Source organism: Haladaptatus sp. DYF46, from assembly GCF_021083305.1.
In the GTDB taxonomy this organism is placed as follows: Archaea; Halobacteriota; Halobacteria; order Halobacteriales; family Haladaptataceae; genus Haladaptatus.
The window spans coordinates 1-15,948 of sequence record NZ_JAJFAY010000007.1 but is presented as its reverse complement, the minus strand read 5'-3'; the positions used below and the strand labels follow the sequence as shown (position 1 = coordinate 15,948).

Annotated in this window: 16 protein-coding genes and 1 pseudogene; 12 read left to right on the top strand and 5 right to left on the bottom strand. The window is 50.0% G+C overall.

Going from position 1 to position 15,948, the window contains the following annotated elements:
* Positions 1 to 34: 34 nt before the first annotated feature.
* From LJF34_RS23325 to LJF34_RS23315, 3 genes are all read right to left on the bottom strand, one after another.
* Positions 35 to 709 (bottom strand): helix-turn-helix domain-containing protein, encoded by a 675-nt coding sequence (locus LJF34_RS23325; protein WP_231188262.1) that lies wholly within the window; start codon positions 707 to 709, stop codon positions 35 to 37.
* A 127-nt stretch (positions 710 to 836) separates the two neighbouring features.
* Positions 837 to 1,130, bottom strand: coding sequence for a HalOD1 output domain-containing protein (locus tag LJF34_RS23320; RefSeq protein ID WP_231188261.1), 294 nt, complete (start codon positions 1,128 to 1,130; stop codon positions 837 to 839).
* 187 nt (positions 1,131 to 1,317) lie between these two features.
* The gene (locus LJF34_RS23315; RefSeq protein ID WP_231188259.1) at positions 1,318 to 1,749 is read right to left on the bottom strand and encodes a hypothetical protein; all 432 of its coding nucleotides are present in this window, start codon (positions 1,747 to 1,749) and stop codon (positions 1,318 to 1,320) included.
* 546 nt (positions 1,750 to 2,295) lie between these two features.
* Between LJF34_RS23315 and LJF34_RS23310 the strand changes: the two genes are divergently transcribed.
* The 4 genes from LJF34_RS23310 to LJF34_RS23295 all read left to right on the top strand — a co-directional run bounded on the left by LJF34_RS23310 (position 2,296) and on the right by LJF34_RS23295 (position 4,976).
* On the top strand, positions 2,296 to 2,436 hold the full coding sequence (locus LJF34_RS23310; protein WP_231188257.1) for a hypothetical protein: 141 nt from the start codon (positions 2,296 to 2,298) through the stop codon (positions 2,434 to 2,436).
* A 329-nt stretch (positions 2,437 to 2,765) separates the two neighbouring features.
* Positions 2,766 to 3,338: a hypothetical protein gene (locus LJF34_RS23305; RefSeq protein WP_231188255.1), complete on the top strand. Its 573-nt coding sequence runs from the start codon at positions 2,766 to 2,768 to the stop codon at positions 3,336 to 3,338.
* A 93-nt stretch (positions 3,339 to 3,431) separates the two neighbouring features.
* Entirely contained in the window at positions 3,432 to 4,403 is a 972-nt protein-coding gene (locus tag LJF34_RS23300) for a YegS/Rv2252/BmrU family lipid kinase (RefSeq protein WP_231188253.1), read from the top strand.
* Positions 4,404 to 4,454: 51 nt separating this feature from the next.
* On the top strand, positions 4,455 to 4,976 hold the full coding sequence (locus LJF34_RS23295) for a phosphatase PAP2 family protein (protein ID WP_231188252.1): 522 nt from the start codon (positions 4,455 to 4,457) through the stop codon (positions 4,974 to 4,976).
* Between the two features lie 566 nt (positions 4,977 to 5,542).
* Here the strand turns inward: LJF34_RS23295 and LJF34_RS23290 are convergent.
* Both LJF34_RS23290 and LJF34_RS23285 read right to left on the bottom strand, forming a co-directional pair.
* Entirely contained in the window at positions 5,543 to 6,160 is a 618-nt protein-coding gene (locus LJF34_RS23290; RefSeq protein ID WP_231188246.1) for a phosphoesterase, read from the bottom strand.
* A 642-nt stretch (positions 6,161 to 6,802) separates the two neighbouring features.
* Positions 6,803 to 7,369: a metal-dependent hydrolase gene (locus tag LJF34_RS23285; protein ID WP_231188243.1), complete on the bottom strand. Its 567-nt coding sequence runs from the start codon at positions 7,367 to 7,369 to the stop codon at positions 6,803 to 6,805.
* A gap of 1,536 nt (positions 7,370 to 8,905) precedes the next feature.
* Here LJF34_RS23285 and LJF34_RS23280 point away from each other — a divergent pair.
* The 8 genes and pseudogenes from LJF34_RS23280 to LJF34_RS23245 all read left to right on the top strand — a co-directional run.
* Entirely contained in the window at positions 8,906 to 9,364 is a 459-nt protein-coding gene (locus LJF34_RS23280; protein WP_231188240.1) for a hypothetical protein, read from the top strand.
* Positions 9,364 to 10,014, top strand: coding sequence for a hypothetical protein (locus LJF34_RS23275; RefSeq protein WP_231188238.1), 651 nt, complete (start codon positions 9,364 to 9,366; stop codon positions 10,012 to 10,014). Before LJF34_RS23280 ends, LJF34_RS23275 begins: the two co-directional genes overlap by 1 nt.
* Before the next feature lie 1,257 nt (positions 10,015 to 11,271).
* Positions 11,272 to 11,938: pseudogene (locus LJF34_RS23270) on the top strand (IS6 family transposase).
* A gap of 714 nt (positions 11,939 to 12,652) precedes the next feature.
* Complete coding sequence (locus tag LJF34_RS23265) at positions 12,653 to 13,273, top strand: twin-arginine translocation signal domain-containing protein (RefSeq protein ID WP_231188236.1); 621 nt, start codon at positions 12,653 to 12,655, stop codon at positions 13,271 to 13,273.
* 661 nt (positions 13,274 to 13,934) lie between these two features.
* Positions 13,935 to 14,285, top strand: coding sequence for a HalOD1 output domain-containing protein (locus tag LJF34_RS23260; RefSeq protein WP_231188232.1), 351 nt, complete (start codon positions 13,935 to 13,937; stop codon positions 14,283 to 14,285).
* A gap of 259 nt (positions 14,286 to 14,544) precedes the next feature.
* Complete coding sequence (locus tag LJF34_RS23255; RefSeq protein WP_231188231.1) at positions 14,545 to 14,904, top strand: hypothetical protein; 360 nt, start codon at positions 14,545 to 14,547, stop codon at positions 14,902 to 14,904.
* Between the two features lie 198 nt (positions 14,905 to 15,102).
* On the top strand, positions 15,103 to 15,390 hold the full coding sequence (locus LJF34_RS23250) for an amphi-Trp domain-containing protein (RefSeq protein ID WP_231188230.1): 288 nt from the start codon (positions 15,103 to 15,105) through the stop codon (positions 15,388 to 15,390).
* Positions 15,391 to 15,824: 434 nt separating this feature from the next.
* Positions 15,825 to 15,948, top strand: a 124-nt coding sequence (locus LJF34_RS23245; protein ID WP_231188554.1) for a cold shock domain-containing protein, incomplete at its 3' end; no start/stop codon positions are given.

The following is a 15,948-nucleotide window of genomic DNA, read 5'->3' as shown; positions in this document are numbered from 1 at the left end:
CAGACAGGGTAGTTTAAAAGAACAATAGTGGAAATCATACTTCCGACGTGCGGAAGAGGACAAATTCAATAATTGCTTCAACACCATGTCGAATACGATCAGAGAGTGATTGCTGACTAATATCCAGTTCTGTCGCTAATTCTGAGAGCGTTACCTGCCGCGGCGTCCTGAAATAGCCACGTTGGAAGGCGAGCACGAGTGCTTCTTGTTGTTTGTCAGTGACGATATTTGCTAATTGGGATGCTCCAGCGTCTTGCAGTGCCTGCATTTTCCCAAGTATATACTCAATATTATTGTCGCGGCTGACATTGTGAAAGCGCGTCAGATGGTCGTGCGAAGGGAACAATAATTCGAACTCCCAATCGTCGTTCCCGGAGCCATGTGCACTCCGAATAATCCCTTCTGCGACGGTGAGACTTTCCAGAAAAGCGCCAGGCGGGATGTCCCAATTGAGAAGATACAAACGTCGGTCATCGATTTCGTCAATTGCAACGAGCTGCTGAACGCTTGGATCCGCTCGCACACGATCTTCAAAGCTGTCTAAATCTCCATTCCAGGCCCAGAAAATAGGGACGACATCGGCACCGACCGGGACGACTCGCTCGAATTCGAGGTGAATTGCTGTTCCTGCAGTCAGCAATGTTCCGAGTGGGAAATCTTCTGGAGGGAGTGACAACTCAACAATGACTGCCATCAGTCTCTGAGCCATCTATGTATACTCTCTTAGTAGCTTGGGAAGATGTAGCTAAATAGTAGATGATAGCCTTAGATGGCCACACTGGAGGCTATTCTCAGTAGTAGATGAACAATCAGTGTAGAAACCGAACAGCTGAGTTTTACTCACTCTCGTTTGCGTCGAGTGAAGCTACCTTCACTGTTCTGTCGTCAGTGACTGTTATTTCATAGCCACAGTACTCAAAGATCACTTTCCCGTGCCGCTCGGATTCACGGTGAAGTGGAGCAAACAGCGTGTCGAGTGCGTCTGGATCAATAACGTTGTACAATGGCGGGCAGTCACTTGTCTCGGGACCGTCACGAGCAGCGATCGCTGCTTGGATCAACACCACGATTGATGGCTCTCTTACAGTCGTTTGCTTGTTGCTCGGTGCGTTGGTCGTTGTCTCTCCCATTTTTTATTCTCTCTCCAGAGTTCTCGTGACTAGTGAGGGGTATTCCCATCACGAGCACTCCATACAAAACTCTGGTCTGTAGTTATAAACATCCTCTGGCGAGAGATGAAGATACTATTCTCTTAGTACTTCTCTCACATAGTAATGAAACGGTTCATCAGGATCCGATCAAGCGATGTGAGACATTCTACTTTATTGTATCGAGCACAGACAGGTACTTTTCCACGTTGGGATGAGCCTGGTATTGGATGGTTTCGCTTCGAGTATCAAATTCGATTACTCCGGCATCGGCTAGTTTTGGGAGATGATTATGACGCAGCGCAATACCCACAGCATCGTCCTGAGTGCGTTGTACGCTCATTTCGCTTTCTGATTCGTGCTTCGAAATGACAGTGACAAGCTCGGCGACTGTTACGAGATTATCTTCGGTCTGTGAAAGATATGAGAGAATCTGGCGGCGACGCGAATGAGACAGGACATCAAAGATCGTATCGAGGGGAAGATCCGGGGATGACGAGCTATCGTTACGCTGGGATGTGTACGTCGGGTCAGCGTCAAGCTGCGAGGAAATCGTTTGAGAATCGGAACTACCAGGTCGATTGCTGTCGTGTGGATTCATGGATACGTGTTTTTGTAAGAACGCACGTGTTGGTGTGCCCCGCGTACCGGCAACGCGCATGAACCCGATCTGAGCGCTTTAGAGTGGATCATTGGCCCCTTCATCACAGGGGCGTGGCTCGGACACACTTTCTGTCCTGTGGTTCTGCTATGCAATATAGGGGTTGATTTAATAAATCTGGGGCTTGCATTTGCAAGCACCTTCTTCACTTGTCTACTTTCTACAAGGAAATGAGGCGTCTATATGTCACTGCTTCTACTCCAGCAACGGGTTTGAAGCCACCGAGGCGGCATAAAGGCCCTAAAGAGGAAATACTCCATGATTTAAAGCAATTGTACTCGTTAACACTTACTAGCAGTATCGGTCAGGGCTTATACAGCTTGCATTCCAAGCCCATACGTAAAGGCGGTTCCTGTTTGTCTATTTTCTTGTATCGAAGCACAGCTGATCGGGATGTAATGCAGTCCACCAGAACTACCAGAACTCATGGTCACTACAGCAACTACTGACAGCCAACCTGGCGAACGGTGCGAGAACTGCAATGCAATGACGCCGCATCACGTGACGCTCGAGATCATCACTGAAAGCGAAGAGGATTCGAACGCGGCGTTCTCTCGCGAACCGTATCGGGTCACGGAGTGCCAGCAGTGTGGCACCACGAGCAAACAGCGCGCAAATAATCTGTGAAAAATGGCAACTCATGTCAAGTACAAGCCCCTCGAGCCAAACGGAGTCACGAATCGTAGACACTCGCTGTCAGAACTGCGGCAGCTTCGTTTCCCGTAATTTTGCCCGCGTGTTTGGCGATAATCACAACGCCGTTCACGGGTGCTTAGAATGCATGAATGGTGCTGATATCAAAAATGGTCAAGCACTCCATTCATGACAAAAAGACCTGATAGAAGCAGGATACTGAGGAATAGGTAGTTCTCGTTTCGGGCCTCCACTTTCCTACAAAGCGCAAATCAATACCTCAGCAAACATACGTCACTCATTTCCAGTACTAGTGTACATTCATGGTAAATTCTACGCAGATTCCAATGGGACAAAAAGTGAAGCGTAGTATCAAAGGTGCAATCGTTGCTGTATTCATTGCAGGCGTTCGCCGATGGAACCCGGGCGCAATCGTGAATGCCGCAGTCGGGCTCGTGGTCGCCTACCTTCCAGATATCATCGAAGGTAAGTACGACGTTGAATTCCGGCCATGGCAACGAGTATATACGGAAATTGCAATGCTCATGCACGCTGTTGGAATGCTTGGGCCATATGATGATACATGGTGGTGGGATCATTTCACGCATACTCTCTCCGCAAGTCTGCTTGGCGGGGCCGTGTATGTTGCTGCTCAACGGTGTGGCCGTGACTCCCAGCGAAGCGTTCTTGTTGCCATTGTTGGCGGGGGAATTCTCTGGGAGGTCATGGAGTACACCATTCACGGACTCACCGATCGTCTCGGTCTTGAGCCTGTGCTTATCCCCTACAGTGCCCGCGATACCATCGTCGATCTCTTCTTCAACTTGCTTGGTGCACTTCTTGTACTTTTGTTCGGTGATCGTCTCCTCCAGAATTTCACCCAAAATATGGATTGACATACATAAGACCAGCAAGTGGAAAGACACGGACTAGCCATTTCGATCGAATGCAGACCGCACTTCTTTATCTGTAGATACAGAATGATCCCTATGGGGCAGGACGAGGAGCTACCAGTCGATGAGCGAAGCAAGGAGGGGCCGTCGTCCACTACCAGATCAGACCGATACTGGCTTATTTTGAATCCGATTAGTGGGAGGGCCGACCACATCGAACAAATACGCCGTCTCGCCACTGATCGGGGCTATCGTATCGAAGAAACGGAGGAAGAAGAACACGCAATTGAACTTGCAGCAGCGGCCGCTGCGGCCGCTGCCGACGTACTTGCCGTGGCCGGGGGCGATGGCACAGTTCACGAAGCGGTACAGGGCCTCGTCAAGATGGACGCACTCGACGACATGATATTGGGTGTGATTCCGGTAGGAACGGAGAACATCTTTGCGACAAACATTGGAATTCAGGATATCGAACAGGGATTCGCTGCTCTCGAAACCGGCGAAATGAGGCGCATTGATGTCGGTTTTGCCGGGAAGGAACCGTTCGTGACGTCTTGTATCGCTGGGCTGCCCGCAGACGCGAGCGTGGCCACGAGTCCGGAGCTGAAAGAACGCTTTGGGTCACTCGGATTCATTATCGCAGGATTACAGGAGGTTGCGATGTTCGAAGAGCTCCATCTGGAGGTAAAGGCAATCTCTCAGGACGAAGAGACGACGTGGGCGGGAGATGCCCTGTGTGTCCTCGTTGGAAACATTCGCCGATTCACAAAGCGGGGAGGACAGGCGAATGTTGAGGATGGTCTGTTCGATGTTACGATCGTCAAGCAGATGCCCACAATCGATCTCATTGCCGAGGGGACGGTACAGCGATTGCTCGGGCACGATACCGAACACATCCTCAACCTGAAGGCGAGTCGACTGGAGATCAATGAGTTGCACGGTGAGGCGATTGATTTCAGTCTCGATGGAGAACTGAGTGTGCATGAACGGCTGGACCTGCGCACCCATCCACATGCGCTCACCATATGTGTTGGCTCGGAGTACGAATCAGATCCGACGGGCGAGTAATACCGACGAGCTGCGATCGATCGACAGTCAAATGTTGCTATCAGGTAAATCATGAGGTTCGTAACTTATTCCGTACCGAACGCGCGTTTAGCCGACATATCACAACCATGCGCAAGCGCGAGACACCATCACGCTCGTAGTTACGTACATTGCTCTTATCGGAGTCCTCAAGCACATCTTTGTATTCCCACGGCTACCAGGGCCGCTGAGCCGCTCGTCCTGCGGTGGATCCTCTTGACGTCCGCGGGGCTATTTACTAACATTACGACTGCGGAAGGCTCTGGATTTCCGAGTGGCCACGCGCTCGGGACGACGATAGTTTGGGGTGGATTGGCACTTGTCCTTGATCGGCGAACGGACCGTTTGCGCGTCGGCGTCGCCGGAATAGTTGTTGGCCTTGTCTCGCTCTCACGACTTGTCCTCGGCGTCCACTACTTTATCAATGTTCTCGTCGGCATTGTACTCGGTATAATCGGCCTCAGGATCCTCTACTGGCTGGCTGATTATGGAACCGACCCCGGGACGAATCCCGACGGCCATTGCTGTACCGAGAAACGCGAATACGTGGGGTAGTCCAAGCACGTACACGACGCGAAAAAGGCCACTTACGATCCCGACCACGACAAACTCGACGATTACTTCCCGGCTGTTCGTCGGGTGTGCTGGCATTGAGTCAGCAACACCTCGCCTAACCGTAATGAAAAAGGCGAATAACGTATTATGCGATTATTGCTGTCAAATAATAGACCAAACTGGGAAATATACCAAAATACCTTGATTCCAACCGACGGAGTAACGGAGCACGGAAAGCGATCCAAGGAGACATCACACTAGCCGGTCTCGCAGACGCGCCCGGCCACGAATTTTCCATCATTGACACTTGGGACTACAACACGCTCCCTGAATCGAAATGGCTCTCACTGCGAGATGAACTCGAAACTCAGATCGACAACGCTACTGAGTCGTCCAGGTGGAGCGGATATCGCTGGCGTTGAGGCTGTGACAAGCATTCTTCGATGAGTTCCACACGAGGGGGATTTTGCGGAAGAATCGTCACAGTGGTGAGTTCCACCCCGATAACGGCGTCGCAAAGCAGTTTGCCAACTGTCAAACTCCGTTTTTGCTCAGTCTCCAACGACTCACGGAGCTGCTGGCTCAGCATCAATATGTGACGACCCGTCGACCTGTAACTGGTAGAGAGCGACAACGATGACGGCGGTAATGAAGAACCCGCCGACTGCCTGCCCCCACGTGTGGGCGTCGAGAACGATACGGTTTGGAACCATCACAACGGGAATTGCAAGAAGTGGCCAGAACTTCCGGGCCACGAGCGTGAGATAGAGAGTAGGCATCAACGCGATGATGACGTGTCCGGAGATGTTCCAGAACGGTGAGAGCGCCATGTATGGTATCGTCACAACGATAAGTATCTGCATCGCGTTCGGGACGAGTGATCCCCACTCGAACCGTCGCCAGAGGTACCACGTCACGCTGGCAGAGATCACCATTCCACTCGCTACGAGTGCGTCAACTTGCCACATATTTCCCTCCGTGACTTCCATTAGCCTAGTTCCGGTCACGAACACGTACGCCACTGTTGGGACGAGCGAAAGTAAACCGGAGCCGAAAAATGCCGCAATGCGATGCCACAGCATCGACTTATCAATATTTTGTAAACGCCACACGTGGTAGACAAGGACGGTGATCCCGATGCCGAGTACCGTAATCGGATGGAAAACGTAGGGATAGTACTCCATTATTAGACGAAAGGCGTTCATCGGCAACAACGTACGGTTTTATCGATTAAAATCTCTGTGGCGTTTCAAATCCGTCGTTTAACCGATTTCTCTGGACTTTAGCATAGTGCGTTTTGTTGCGTCTGATAATGTCTAAAATATCCTTGACGACAGGTGACTTGGTCACACTGTGAACTTCTTTGAGATGGATATGTAACCGTTCACGAGTTGTATGTTAGTTCGGAGCCATAGCTGTACGAAGGTGTCATTTCACTGTGTCTTTATCCACCTATGGGCAAATATGTAAATCACTCAAAACTATATCTTAGTTCTCGACATAGTCTTCGAGTAATAAGTCTCAAAGTGTGGTGCACATGTAGCGATAGGAGTACAGAGGGGAGAGTGGAGAAGTAAGCTCCACGCTCTTCTATCCATATCACGTCAAATGACAGTCTTGGATATAACTGGCCAAGCATACGCTTGCGGGGGAGTATCTAATTGATCCATCTCGCCACAACAGAAGTGCATCACAACTAAATTGAGATTGGTACTCTAGCCAACTGTTTTACGGCCAGTTTTCGCTAATCGCGTGCTATCGGATTTAAGTTGCTAATATAGATGGTGCTGGGCAAATGTTTTGGAACTTGAACTTGAGAGCTATTGTTAGGAAGATTCTCTCCCGACGGTGTAGCGATCTGTAATCTGGTAGCCGTCCTGCCAGTAGAGAACGGCATGTATCACAAGAGTAACGGCGAGGAGTCCGAAGTTTACAAGCGGGGAGTTGTAGTAGTACACATCAAGCGTCACAATCTGCCCGTTCACGAGCGGCCACAACGGTTCGAGTCGTGAAGCGATATCTGGCGCCGAGAGCATATCGGCGAAAATATGGCTGAGGCTTCCAAGAAAGAAGGCGCTTCCACAAAAGACGAAAACCGTTTCCCGATCGAGGGATCTTTCTGGGAACCATTTCTGATTGAGATAATCAGGCAGTACGACTGCTGCGATAGCACCCCCAATAAGGCTTACGAGAACTGTAAAGAGGAGAGTATGGGTCACACCATGGTGGTGTATCGTGGGGAATACTTTTCGCAAGTACAAATCGCTATCCGGCAACAGCGCGCTAATAATCGTAATGCCGATAAACACTATCGCGGGCCGGCGACTCCAGAAAAACCACGCCGGGATTGCGAAGAGCGCTCCGACAGCAATGTGTCCAGCGACGTCAGCCATACCTCAAAGATCGAGTGTCAATTGGATAGTTATTGTCCCCGAAAGCAATACTCCCACACTATAATTGGTATCTTGAAAATCATAGGTGACGGAACTGCTATCAAAACCTACAGTGAGCATCTTAGTGTTGCGCTATAACCGGTTTGAAAGGAGAGTGGCCAGGAAAGATAGTGGGAGCATAGATTTTTGCAGAATTCTCATGATCATCATCTGGGGAACTACTCGTGACCATCTCTGACATAGTCATCAGGAAACGCTACCAGAGCCATGATACAGAGTGTGATGGCAGTTCAATCGCCAATAGATACGAAGAGTTTTTTTGTTTTTCGCGACTCACAGCTGCCTCCCTCTACCAAGAGTAATTAAAGAATCCCATTGAATAGATACCTGTGTTCGGTTAAGGGGTAGAAAGTGAGAGACTACGCTCTGTTGACGAAGTTATCGTTGTAGACCGTGTGAAGAAAGATGATGAGGCACGAACTCTTCCAAACCTCATTCGACTGCCTTGTTGAATAACTTTCATGCAGAAATTCTATTGTTGATGTCTTTCTTTGTCGTCAATTCGCATTTCTAACTCCTAGACTCGGTAATTAAGATACTCTACATTTCTACCCAATTTATTAGGCATGAATTAATAGTTGTTAGCTTATTTTCATGATGGGGACTATCACGTAAAAGCATCAATCAACCACGCTACAGCCCCAATGAGAAGCAAGATGATGCCCAGCATCGACGTGGCTGGCTCAGGGAAGAAGAACAGAACAATCCCAACAATGAGAAGCAACGAGATTAGCCCTTTGTCCCACTAACTGCCATGTTCCTCTCGTTCATTCGTCACGACATTCTCACTATCCGGTTCATTTCTGTACGCGGTCTCATTGTTGGCTTCTCGACGAGGCAGAGGCAGCCATCCGCATCCAAACCCCCATCTTCTTCTCCATCTACCAGGAAAGAATGAGTCGTCAGATCGATCATTATCGTATGCGTCGTCGGTATTGGGATCATCATTTGCACTCATGTATCTACAAATGGTTACTTTACAGTTAGTCGTTGGGGCACTGCTTGGTTGAGTCAGCAAAGTAGTATCTAATAAACGAGCGAGTTAGCTCTTCTAGGAGAGTAGGTCATTGTAGCCAAACGGTTTTACAATCCTTTGAGTAATAGTAGACGTAATGGAGGATGGGTTCAATCTCCTTACTTATAAGCTAACAAACGCTGTACTCGGGTGGACTGTAATCACCATTCTCCTTCTCTCCACTATCAAGTACGTCTTATCGAGGGGCACTGTCTAGTTAAGAGATTCCGTTGTAAAGTGGCGTTTCAACGTCTCTACCATGAGTAGCTAACGAATCTCTTCGTCTCATCATGACTAGGTTTTCGGTGAAGCAATCGAATTCAGTCTTCTCACAGTGCAGTCGATCTAAATCTCAAAAATTAGTACGTATGACTAGTGCATAAATCCCCGCCAATTGTACCGCTGCCACTTGGTTTTCCTTATCTAGACAGTGCCTATCGAGGCAATTCCTCTGGACTGGGATGGTAGTAGCGGTAATCGCCATCGCACTCGTCCCCCCGATACTCTCACATCGATTTACAGAGATGATCGCCTGGGAAGTGCTTGCACTTGCTGCAGTCCCAGTCGTCGCCCGGTCGTTCAACATGCTCATTGAGCCTTCCACATATCTCTCAGTTGCCACCCTCGCGCTCATCGTCGCGGTTGAACTCAATGCATTTACCTCCGTCGAGATGACATCTGGGTTTGCGGTCGTATTCATCGTCATCATTACGATGGCCATTGCTGGGCTCTGGACGATCGCTCAATTCGTCTCTGACATCTATCTCGGTACTACGTTTCTTGCTGGTCAGACTGCAGTGATGTGGAGCCTAGTGATCGCTACTGGGGTTGGCGTTCTTGCCGGAATTATCTTTGAGTTCTACTTTCGACGGCTTAGTCCAAGTAACGAGCTCTCCTATGACGCATGGAGTGACATCTAATGAGTCTTCTCAAGAACATCAAAGGTGATTCGATTTTCACTCTCATTACGAGAGGACTACAAATCGTCCTTGTAGCGCTGATCGGTTACGGTGTCCTTAGAGGAACCGCCAGTCTGGCCGTTAACGGGATGCTCGCACTCACACTTACATTAGTTCCGACGGTTCTCGGTTGGCGGTTTGACTATGAAGTCGATCCTCGCCTCGTCATTTGGATTACTGTTGCTGCGTTATTCCACGTGGTGGGGTTTATTGGACTTTACAATATCCAATCTGGACTCTTATCATGGTATGATCAGGTAGCACATGCTATCTCAGCCTCGTTCGTCGCTGGCGCTGGTTATGCCGTGATAGTGGCGCTCGATCACAGTTCAGCGCGAGTACACTTCCCTGAAGAATTTCGTTTCATCTTCACACTCTGTTTTATCCTTGCATTCGGTGTTGCATGGGAAATCGCGGAGTTCACGGTCGGTGGACTCGCTTCGATGCTCGGCAGTAAAGCAGTCCTCACTCAATATGGAACTGACGATATTGTATCCGACCTCGTATTCAACACAATTGCCGCCATTTTCATCGCCATCTGGGGGACTACCTACTTCAGAAGCATCACCGCGATCGTCTCACGTCGATTTTTTAGAACAGGTAAACCATGATCTGACGATCCTCAATGTGATCTTCGAGATTTATTCAATCGATCCATATTTTTTATTAACACAAAGAACCATATGTATGTGTCTACCTAAGCACTCACGGCCACGCAAAAAGAGAATGAGACCAACTCACCAAGCAACGTTACCGTTTATATTTCTACCTCTTACTGATTCCTAATGAGACAAATTACCGAGCTAGCACGCTATGGATACGATAATTGACCCTCTCCTCACGGTCGTGAAGTCTCAGTTTTAGTGACGACTCTGTCACCGCTAATTAGATCAACAGTAGAATAAAAGAGGGAAAATACAACGAGTTGGGAATATTCACACTCGAAGGAGTTTACTACAGATACAGATTCACGCCGTCCCTGGCTCGGGTCGTTCACCGAGCGTCACATTCACCTGTCTGCGCTCACCGTTGCGAATAACCGTGAGCGACACGGTCTCTCCTGGCTGTGCCCGCTGTACGAGAAATTGCGAAAGATGTTGCGACGATGTTACCGAACGGTTCTCAGCTGCCACAATCACATCACCCCCGACCGGAACTTGCGTTCCGTTCACGGCGACAGCTCGGTTAGCACCCTGGAGTGCGCTACTAGCGGGCCCTCGTTCAAGGACAGAAACTACATATGCACCGTGGGTCACATTGAGATTGTTCGCTGCTTTAATTGCTGGTGTAATTTCTGTCGTTTGAACACCGAAGAACGGGAGACTGAATTCCCCAGTTTTGATAAGTTGTGGAACAGCTCGTTGAATAAGTGGAGCGGGAATCGCAAAGCCGATATTTTCAGCTTGGCGTGCTCCAATTCCAGCTGTGTTCACACCGACGACCGTCCCATTACACGTCACAAGCGGCCCACCGCTATTTCCAGGACTAATAGGAGCGTCAGTTTGAATTGTTGTTGGAATTGTGAATCCGCCTACCGTTGGCAGTGACCGGTTGACACCACTAACGATGCCATGCGTGATTGTCTCCTCTAATCCAAACGGATTCCCGAATGCTGCAACGTACTGCCCAGTCGGTGGAAGCGTATTAGCCACCGGCAACGCTTCGACATATGATGGTGTTCGGTTGATCCTGACGACGGCCAAATCAACGGCTCGGGCCCGACCAATGACGGAACCAGTTCGGGTCTCTCCCCGCGTGAATTGGATAGTAACTGACGATGCGTTCCCAACGACGTGTGCGTTTGTTACAATATAGCTTGTATTGGCACTGTCTAGATAAGGACGAGCAGGTTGAAGAGCTAGTGATTCATGCTACTCTCAAACCTGCTCAAAAAGAGTTTAGAGACGGCTACGCTTGAATGTTGGGAGCGTGAGCGGACGGCGACGCCCGTCAGGGCATTCGCCGTCCGGCTCCACGCGACCGGTTGTTCACTCAGGGAAACAAAAGGGATTCTCGCACTCCTCGGCGTAAAACGGTCGCATCAAGCAATTTTCCAATGGGTTCATCGGGTATCTGACAGCGTCGGCGACGCCGACGCGGGTCGCGGTTGACGAAACCGCTGTCAAAATTAACGGCGAGTGGTCTTGGGTGTACGCTGCAATAGACACAGAAACAAAGTTACTGCTCGATGTCAAAGTGTTTGATCGGCATGGGACCGATCAAGCGGCTGCGTTTCTGTCTGGATTGGCCGAGAAACACGATCTCTCTGACACTGTGTTTCTCGTTGATGGCTACGGCTATCGGACTGCCCTCTTCCGAATTGGATTGCGCGGTCACCTTGACTATACCGAGCGAAACCTGATCGAAAAATGGTTTCACACGCTCAAACAGAGGATCGACCGCTTCCATACGTCGTGGGTGGGCAGTCGGCCAAGCGTCCAGCAGTGGCTTGAACAGTTTGTGCATTACTATAACTATCAACGACCGCATCAATCGCTCAACAACCGAACGCCTGTCGAGGAGGAGCTAAACTAGACAGTGCCCTTGTATTATTACTCTCAAAAGTGCGATAAACGAACCCAGACCCTTCTCCACCGCCTCTTTGCACTGCAACGACCGAGTCAATGGTTTTGTTATATAATGAGACGTAATCACACGCCTGCTGGGCGGCAGGAGCCGTGGGTTGGTGGATAGTGTTGTTCGATGACTGTCCGTGTCCAGCCGTCATACCAGTTCCGGCGATGGTGAGAAGTATTGTGACTATGAAAACGTAACGTGCGTGCATTGCCGATTAGCTTCGGTAAGGGAAGGAAAGAACCAATTGATCGTTTTACCGCGTTGTGAATATAACTTGAGTAGTAACAATGATTATTTCGGAAGTGAGCTCCGTAATCACGGCCCTAATTACCAGGAAATGTCTAATATCTAATTTTCACCAAGTAATCGATCTGCAGAGACAGCGTTCGGAGTGCCTCAGAACTTGACCTCAATGCTGTTCACGATAACGTAGCCATATTTGAAATTTGCCAGCATCTTGGCAGACAGTCAGTGCTGGCAAAATCATGTGCTTTCGGTCAGTTCATAGGATTGAATGATTGTGCGAGATTGGGCGACGTACCCGGGTTAGGAATCGTTGGTTACGACTGATACGGCAGCGTCAACCGACGATTATACCATGGATGCTTGAATAACGATCATCCGGGTTTTTTGAAGCGTAGACGTATTGATAACCGTCCACGGAGGGACACAATGCCTAGCCAAAAGGGTTTCCAAACGGACGAGAGAGACGCATCGACACGACGAACGTTCCTCAAAACGAGTGCCCTCGCGTCGGTCGGCACCGCGCTCACTGCCGTCGGGAGCGGTGTTGCGGGCGCTGAAACAGGAGCCGACAACGCGATGGCGCTCCAAGAGGGTGAGAAAGGGCTGGTCTTTCAAAACTCATTCCGACCGGGTGCCCGATTCGTATTCACCTCAGATGTCGTCCAATGGACGCCAAACGTACCGGAGGTACAGGACAACGTCTGGACGAACTACCAGACGCGCATGATTCGGTACTTGAACACGAACGAACAAGTACCGTTTTTCGTTGCGAAAGCCGCAAACATCGGTCAATTCGACTCAAACCTCGGCTTCGTGACCGACCAGCAGGATCCACAACAGCCGAACGTCTATGAAATGGATCAGGAGTTCACCGTCTTCGACGACTCCTCATTCCTTGTGACGGTTAACTTCAGCACAATTCCCGAGAACGAGGAGACCAACATTCTCGAAAACGATGACTGGTGGCAACTGCAGCAAGGCGGCGATGGGGATGGCGGTACTCAGACGACCGGTGGAGGCGGCAACCAAACTGGTAGCGGCAATTAATCAGGCGATACGTAGATGACTTTGGCGTTGAAGCCATTTTTTCAGCCTCAGCGAACCGGGATTTTAGCCGGGTCAAGCCCGAAACTCAGCTGAATCATTTCTCGATTATTTAGGACCGATAGTAGTGGCCATCGACGCTACTACGTTATGAATTATGCAACAGTCACCGTAATAATATCATTGGCAATAGAAACCAGTGAGCCATCAGTACTGTCTTGTCCTGTGATTCCGAGTAACCTTCACGCACTGATCGAAAAGAGGGCACTGGGGGAGACCCACTGCCGATTGACGTTTTAGGCGAAAGTCTCTACCGATGAAGAGTGAATGGCTGAGATCCACTTGTCTCACTATTCCATGTTGCACTAAGCGGGTGTGGACACACCTGATCTCGAGTGAAATACAGCAGGGCGATGGTCATCACCTCTCACTAGTGGCTAGGAAGCTCCAGATGACTATGCGAGTGACAACCATCTATCTTTAGTGTGATGATTCCGAACCGGACCTTTAGGTGACTGGCACGCATAGGAGTCTTTGACAAAGAAGCAAGGATATACTGTGTATCTGTTTCCAGGCGGCGGGGACAAACCTTTCAGAAACAGTCTGGCTGTTTCACATGCCATGTGTGGGTACATTCTTAGTTAGAACTTCTCGTACCCACATCATGACCGAACACCCCCCATCCGATGAGCACGTGCAGAAAGAGAACGAAGCCTACCAGACCGAGTTTGATCCGATTTCAGACAGCGTCAGTGAAGAACTTGTCAAGGCTGTTGCAACACTGAACGACGCTGATCCCACCGAACTCTCACTCCTCTCGGAATTGGTCGATCCCGAGGCGCTTGATGCGCTCTTCGGGCCAAAAGCTGGTGATACGCTGCGTGAGACGAATGGCCATGTCCTGTTCACGTACGATGCATATCACGTCAGGGTCGACAGCAACGGACAGATCACCGTCCACCAGTCTGACTCAGACGGAGACAGCAAACGGTCTCTGAGAGACGAAAACGAATAGATGAGCTTTTTTAAACGAGTCGGGAGACAGGTCGAGAAGTTCAAGCAGACGGCGACGGAAACTGCCAAGAAGGACGTAGTCTATCAGTGTCAGGCGTGTGATGCACGCATTAACGCCCAGCGCGACCAATGTCCAGAATGTGAGGCTCAGACAATCGTCCTAACGGCGGGAGAAGAGTGAACTCCCTAGTTTCTTCGAGTGGTAATACGCTGGTATCTAGAACAAAAGCCCACTTCCGGGTGTCGTTAGACCTGAGATAGTGACTGACCTGATCACCGACTACGCCGATTACGAATCATTTGCCCGTAGGTGGCAGGCAAAGACTCTCGACGACCGCTGCATATTCCTTGAGAATGCCCAAAAGCGGGGGTTACTCAACGAACAGGATACTCGTCAACTGTGGCAATTGTTAGGTCTCCTTGGTGAAGACAACCTGTTCATCCAGATCCCCGAGTGGTTGACCGAAGAGAAACCCCGTGACGCAGATGGAATCATACCGACAACGTTCGTTGGACACGTCACCTGGGAACGGAAGATGCGATTCTTTTCGAAAATTCTGCGCCTGTGCGTCCGCTCATGCGCCTCGCACACGGTATACACTCTCTCGAACGCGGCATAGAAAACACTGGAGCGGATGATACCCGCCGCGAAGAGCTAGAGGGCCATCTTCGTAAAAAACGCCGAAAGGTTGCTAATCGAGACGATGCTCCGATCCTTTCCGACGAGTGGCTTCCGAAGAGCCAACTCATAACGGCTGTGCAGCGGGGTGAGTAAATCAGTGGGTGGACTTATCGGTGAGGCGGTGTAGTATTCCTGTATGCCTGAAGAAGTCCTGTTCAAATCCGAGAGCGACCAGACCCGAGAAGAAATTGCGTCGTATCTTCGTAGTGTCGCTGATAAACTCGACCAAGGAGAGGCGGTCACTCTGAAATCGGGTTCCGAGTCCGTGACGATGGAGCCGCCAGCCCGTCCGACATTTGAGGTCAAAGCCGAACGCGAGGGGCCGACGGACGGCCCCGGTGAATTGAGTATCGAGTTCGAACTCGAATGGGACGAGAACGGCAATGGAAATGACGGTGGGAGCGGCCAGTTGGAGATCGAGTGACCGATTCGCGTGTCCTGGTAACGCCGGCTTCACGGCGCATTATCATCCAAAGTACGCGCCCTGTATTCAACCCGACCACCGAAACATGTCTTCACTTGATGGGTTCAACAAAGCCAAGAGATCGGCTATGGTCAGTCGTGCTGCGCGGACTAGGGTCCTCTCTGCGAGAGACATTTCCGACAGAGGGTACGGTTAGACAGCGGCCAGTGATCCTTGGAACGACCGATGGTAAGGGTTCTCGCGAAGCGAGGAGTATGGTTTCGTCGGAAGTTACCATTCGTTCTGACGAATCAGGTGTGGCTTCTTCGTAGTATCACATACATGGTCAATCAATCACCCATTCGCTATTTATTTGGATATTTGTTTAGGGTGTCGGAGAATAAGAAAACGAATACCGAACACTTAACCGTGTAGTGGGTCTGTATATAATCGTAATGGCAAACGGTAAGGTTGATTTCTTCAACGATACAGGCGGCTACGGTTTCATCGCGACTGAGGATGCTGACGACGACGTGTTCTTCCACATGGAGGACGTTGGCGGTGAGGATCTGACGGAAG

Excerpts from the sequence above, each read along its gene's own strand:
- LJF34_RS23325 (WP_231188262.1), bottom strand. The coding sequence starts at position 709 with ATGGCTCAGAGACTGATGGCAGTCATTGTTGAGTTGTCACTCCCTCCA.
- LJF34_RS23320 (WP_231188261.1), bottom strand. The coding sequence starts at position 1,130 with ATGGGAGAGACAACGACCAACGCACCGAGCAACAAGCAAACGACTGTA.
- LJF34_RS23315 (WP_231188259.1), bottom strand. The coding sequence starts at position 1,749 with ATGAATCCACACGACAGCAATCGACCTGGTAGTTCCGATTCTCAAACG.
- LJF34_RS23310 (WP_231188257.1), top strand. The coding sequence starts at position 2,296 with ATGACGCCGCATCACGTGACGCTCGAGATCATCACTGAAAGCGAAGAG.
- LJF34_RS23305 (WP_231188255.1), top strand. The coding sequence starts at position 2,766 with ATGGTAAATTCTACGCAGATTCCAATGGGACAAAAAGTGAAGCGTAGT.
- LJF34_RS23300 (WP_231188253.1), top strand. The coding sequence starts at position 3,432 with ATGGGGCAGGACGAGGAGCTACCAGTCGATGAGCGAAGCAAGGAGGGG.
- LJF34_RS23295 (WP_231188252.1), top strand. The coding sequence starts at position 4,455 with ATGAGGTTCGTAACTTATTCCGTACCGAACGCGCGTTTAGCCGACATA.
- LJF34_RS23290 (WP_231188246.1), bottom strand. The coding sequence starts at position 6,160 with ATGGAGTACTATCCCTACGTTTTCCATCCGATTACGGTACTCGGCATC.
- LJF34_RS23285 (WP_231188243.1), bottom strand. The coding sequence starts at position 7,369 with ATGGCTGACGTCGCTGGACACATTGCTGTCGGAGCGCTCTTCGCAATC.
- LJF34_RS23280 (WP_231188240.1), top strand. The coding sequence starts at position 8,906 with ATGGTAGTAGCGGTAATCGCCATCGCACTCGTCCCCCCGATACTCTCA.
- LJF34_RS23275 (WP_231188238.1), top strand. The coding sequence starts at position 9,364 with ATGAGTCTTCTCAAGAACATCAAAGGTGATTCGATTTTCACTCTCATT.
- LJF34_RS23265 (WP_231188236.1), top strand. The coding sequence starts at position 12,653 with ATGCCTAGCCAAAAGGGTTTCCAAACGGACGAGAGAGACGCATCGACA.
- LJF34_RS23260 (WP_231188232.1), top strand. The coding sequence starts at position 13,935 with ATGACCGAACACCCCCCATCCGATGAGCACGTGCAGAAAGAGAACGAA.
- LJF34_RS23250 (WP_231188230.1), top strand. The coding sequence starts at position 15,103 with ATGCCTGAAGAAGTCCTGTTCAAATCCGAGAGCGACCAGACCCGAGAA.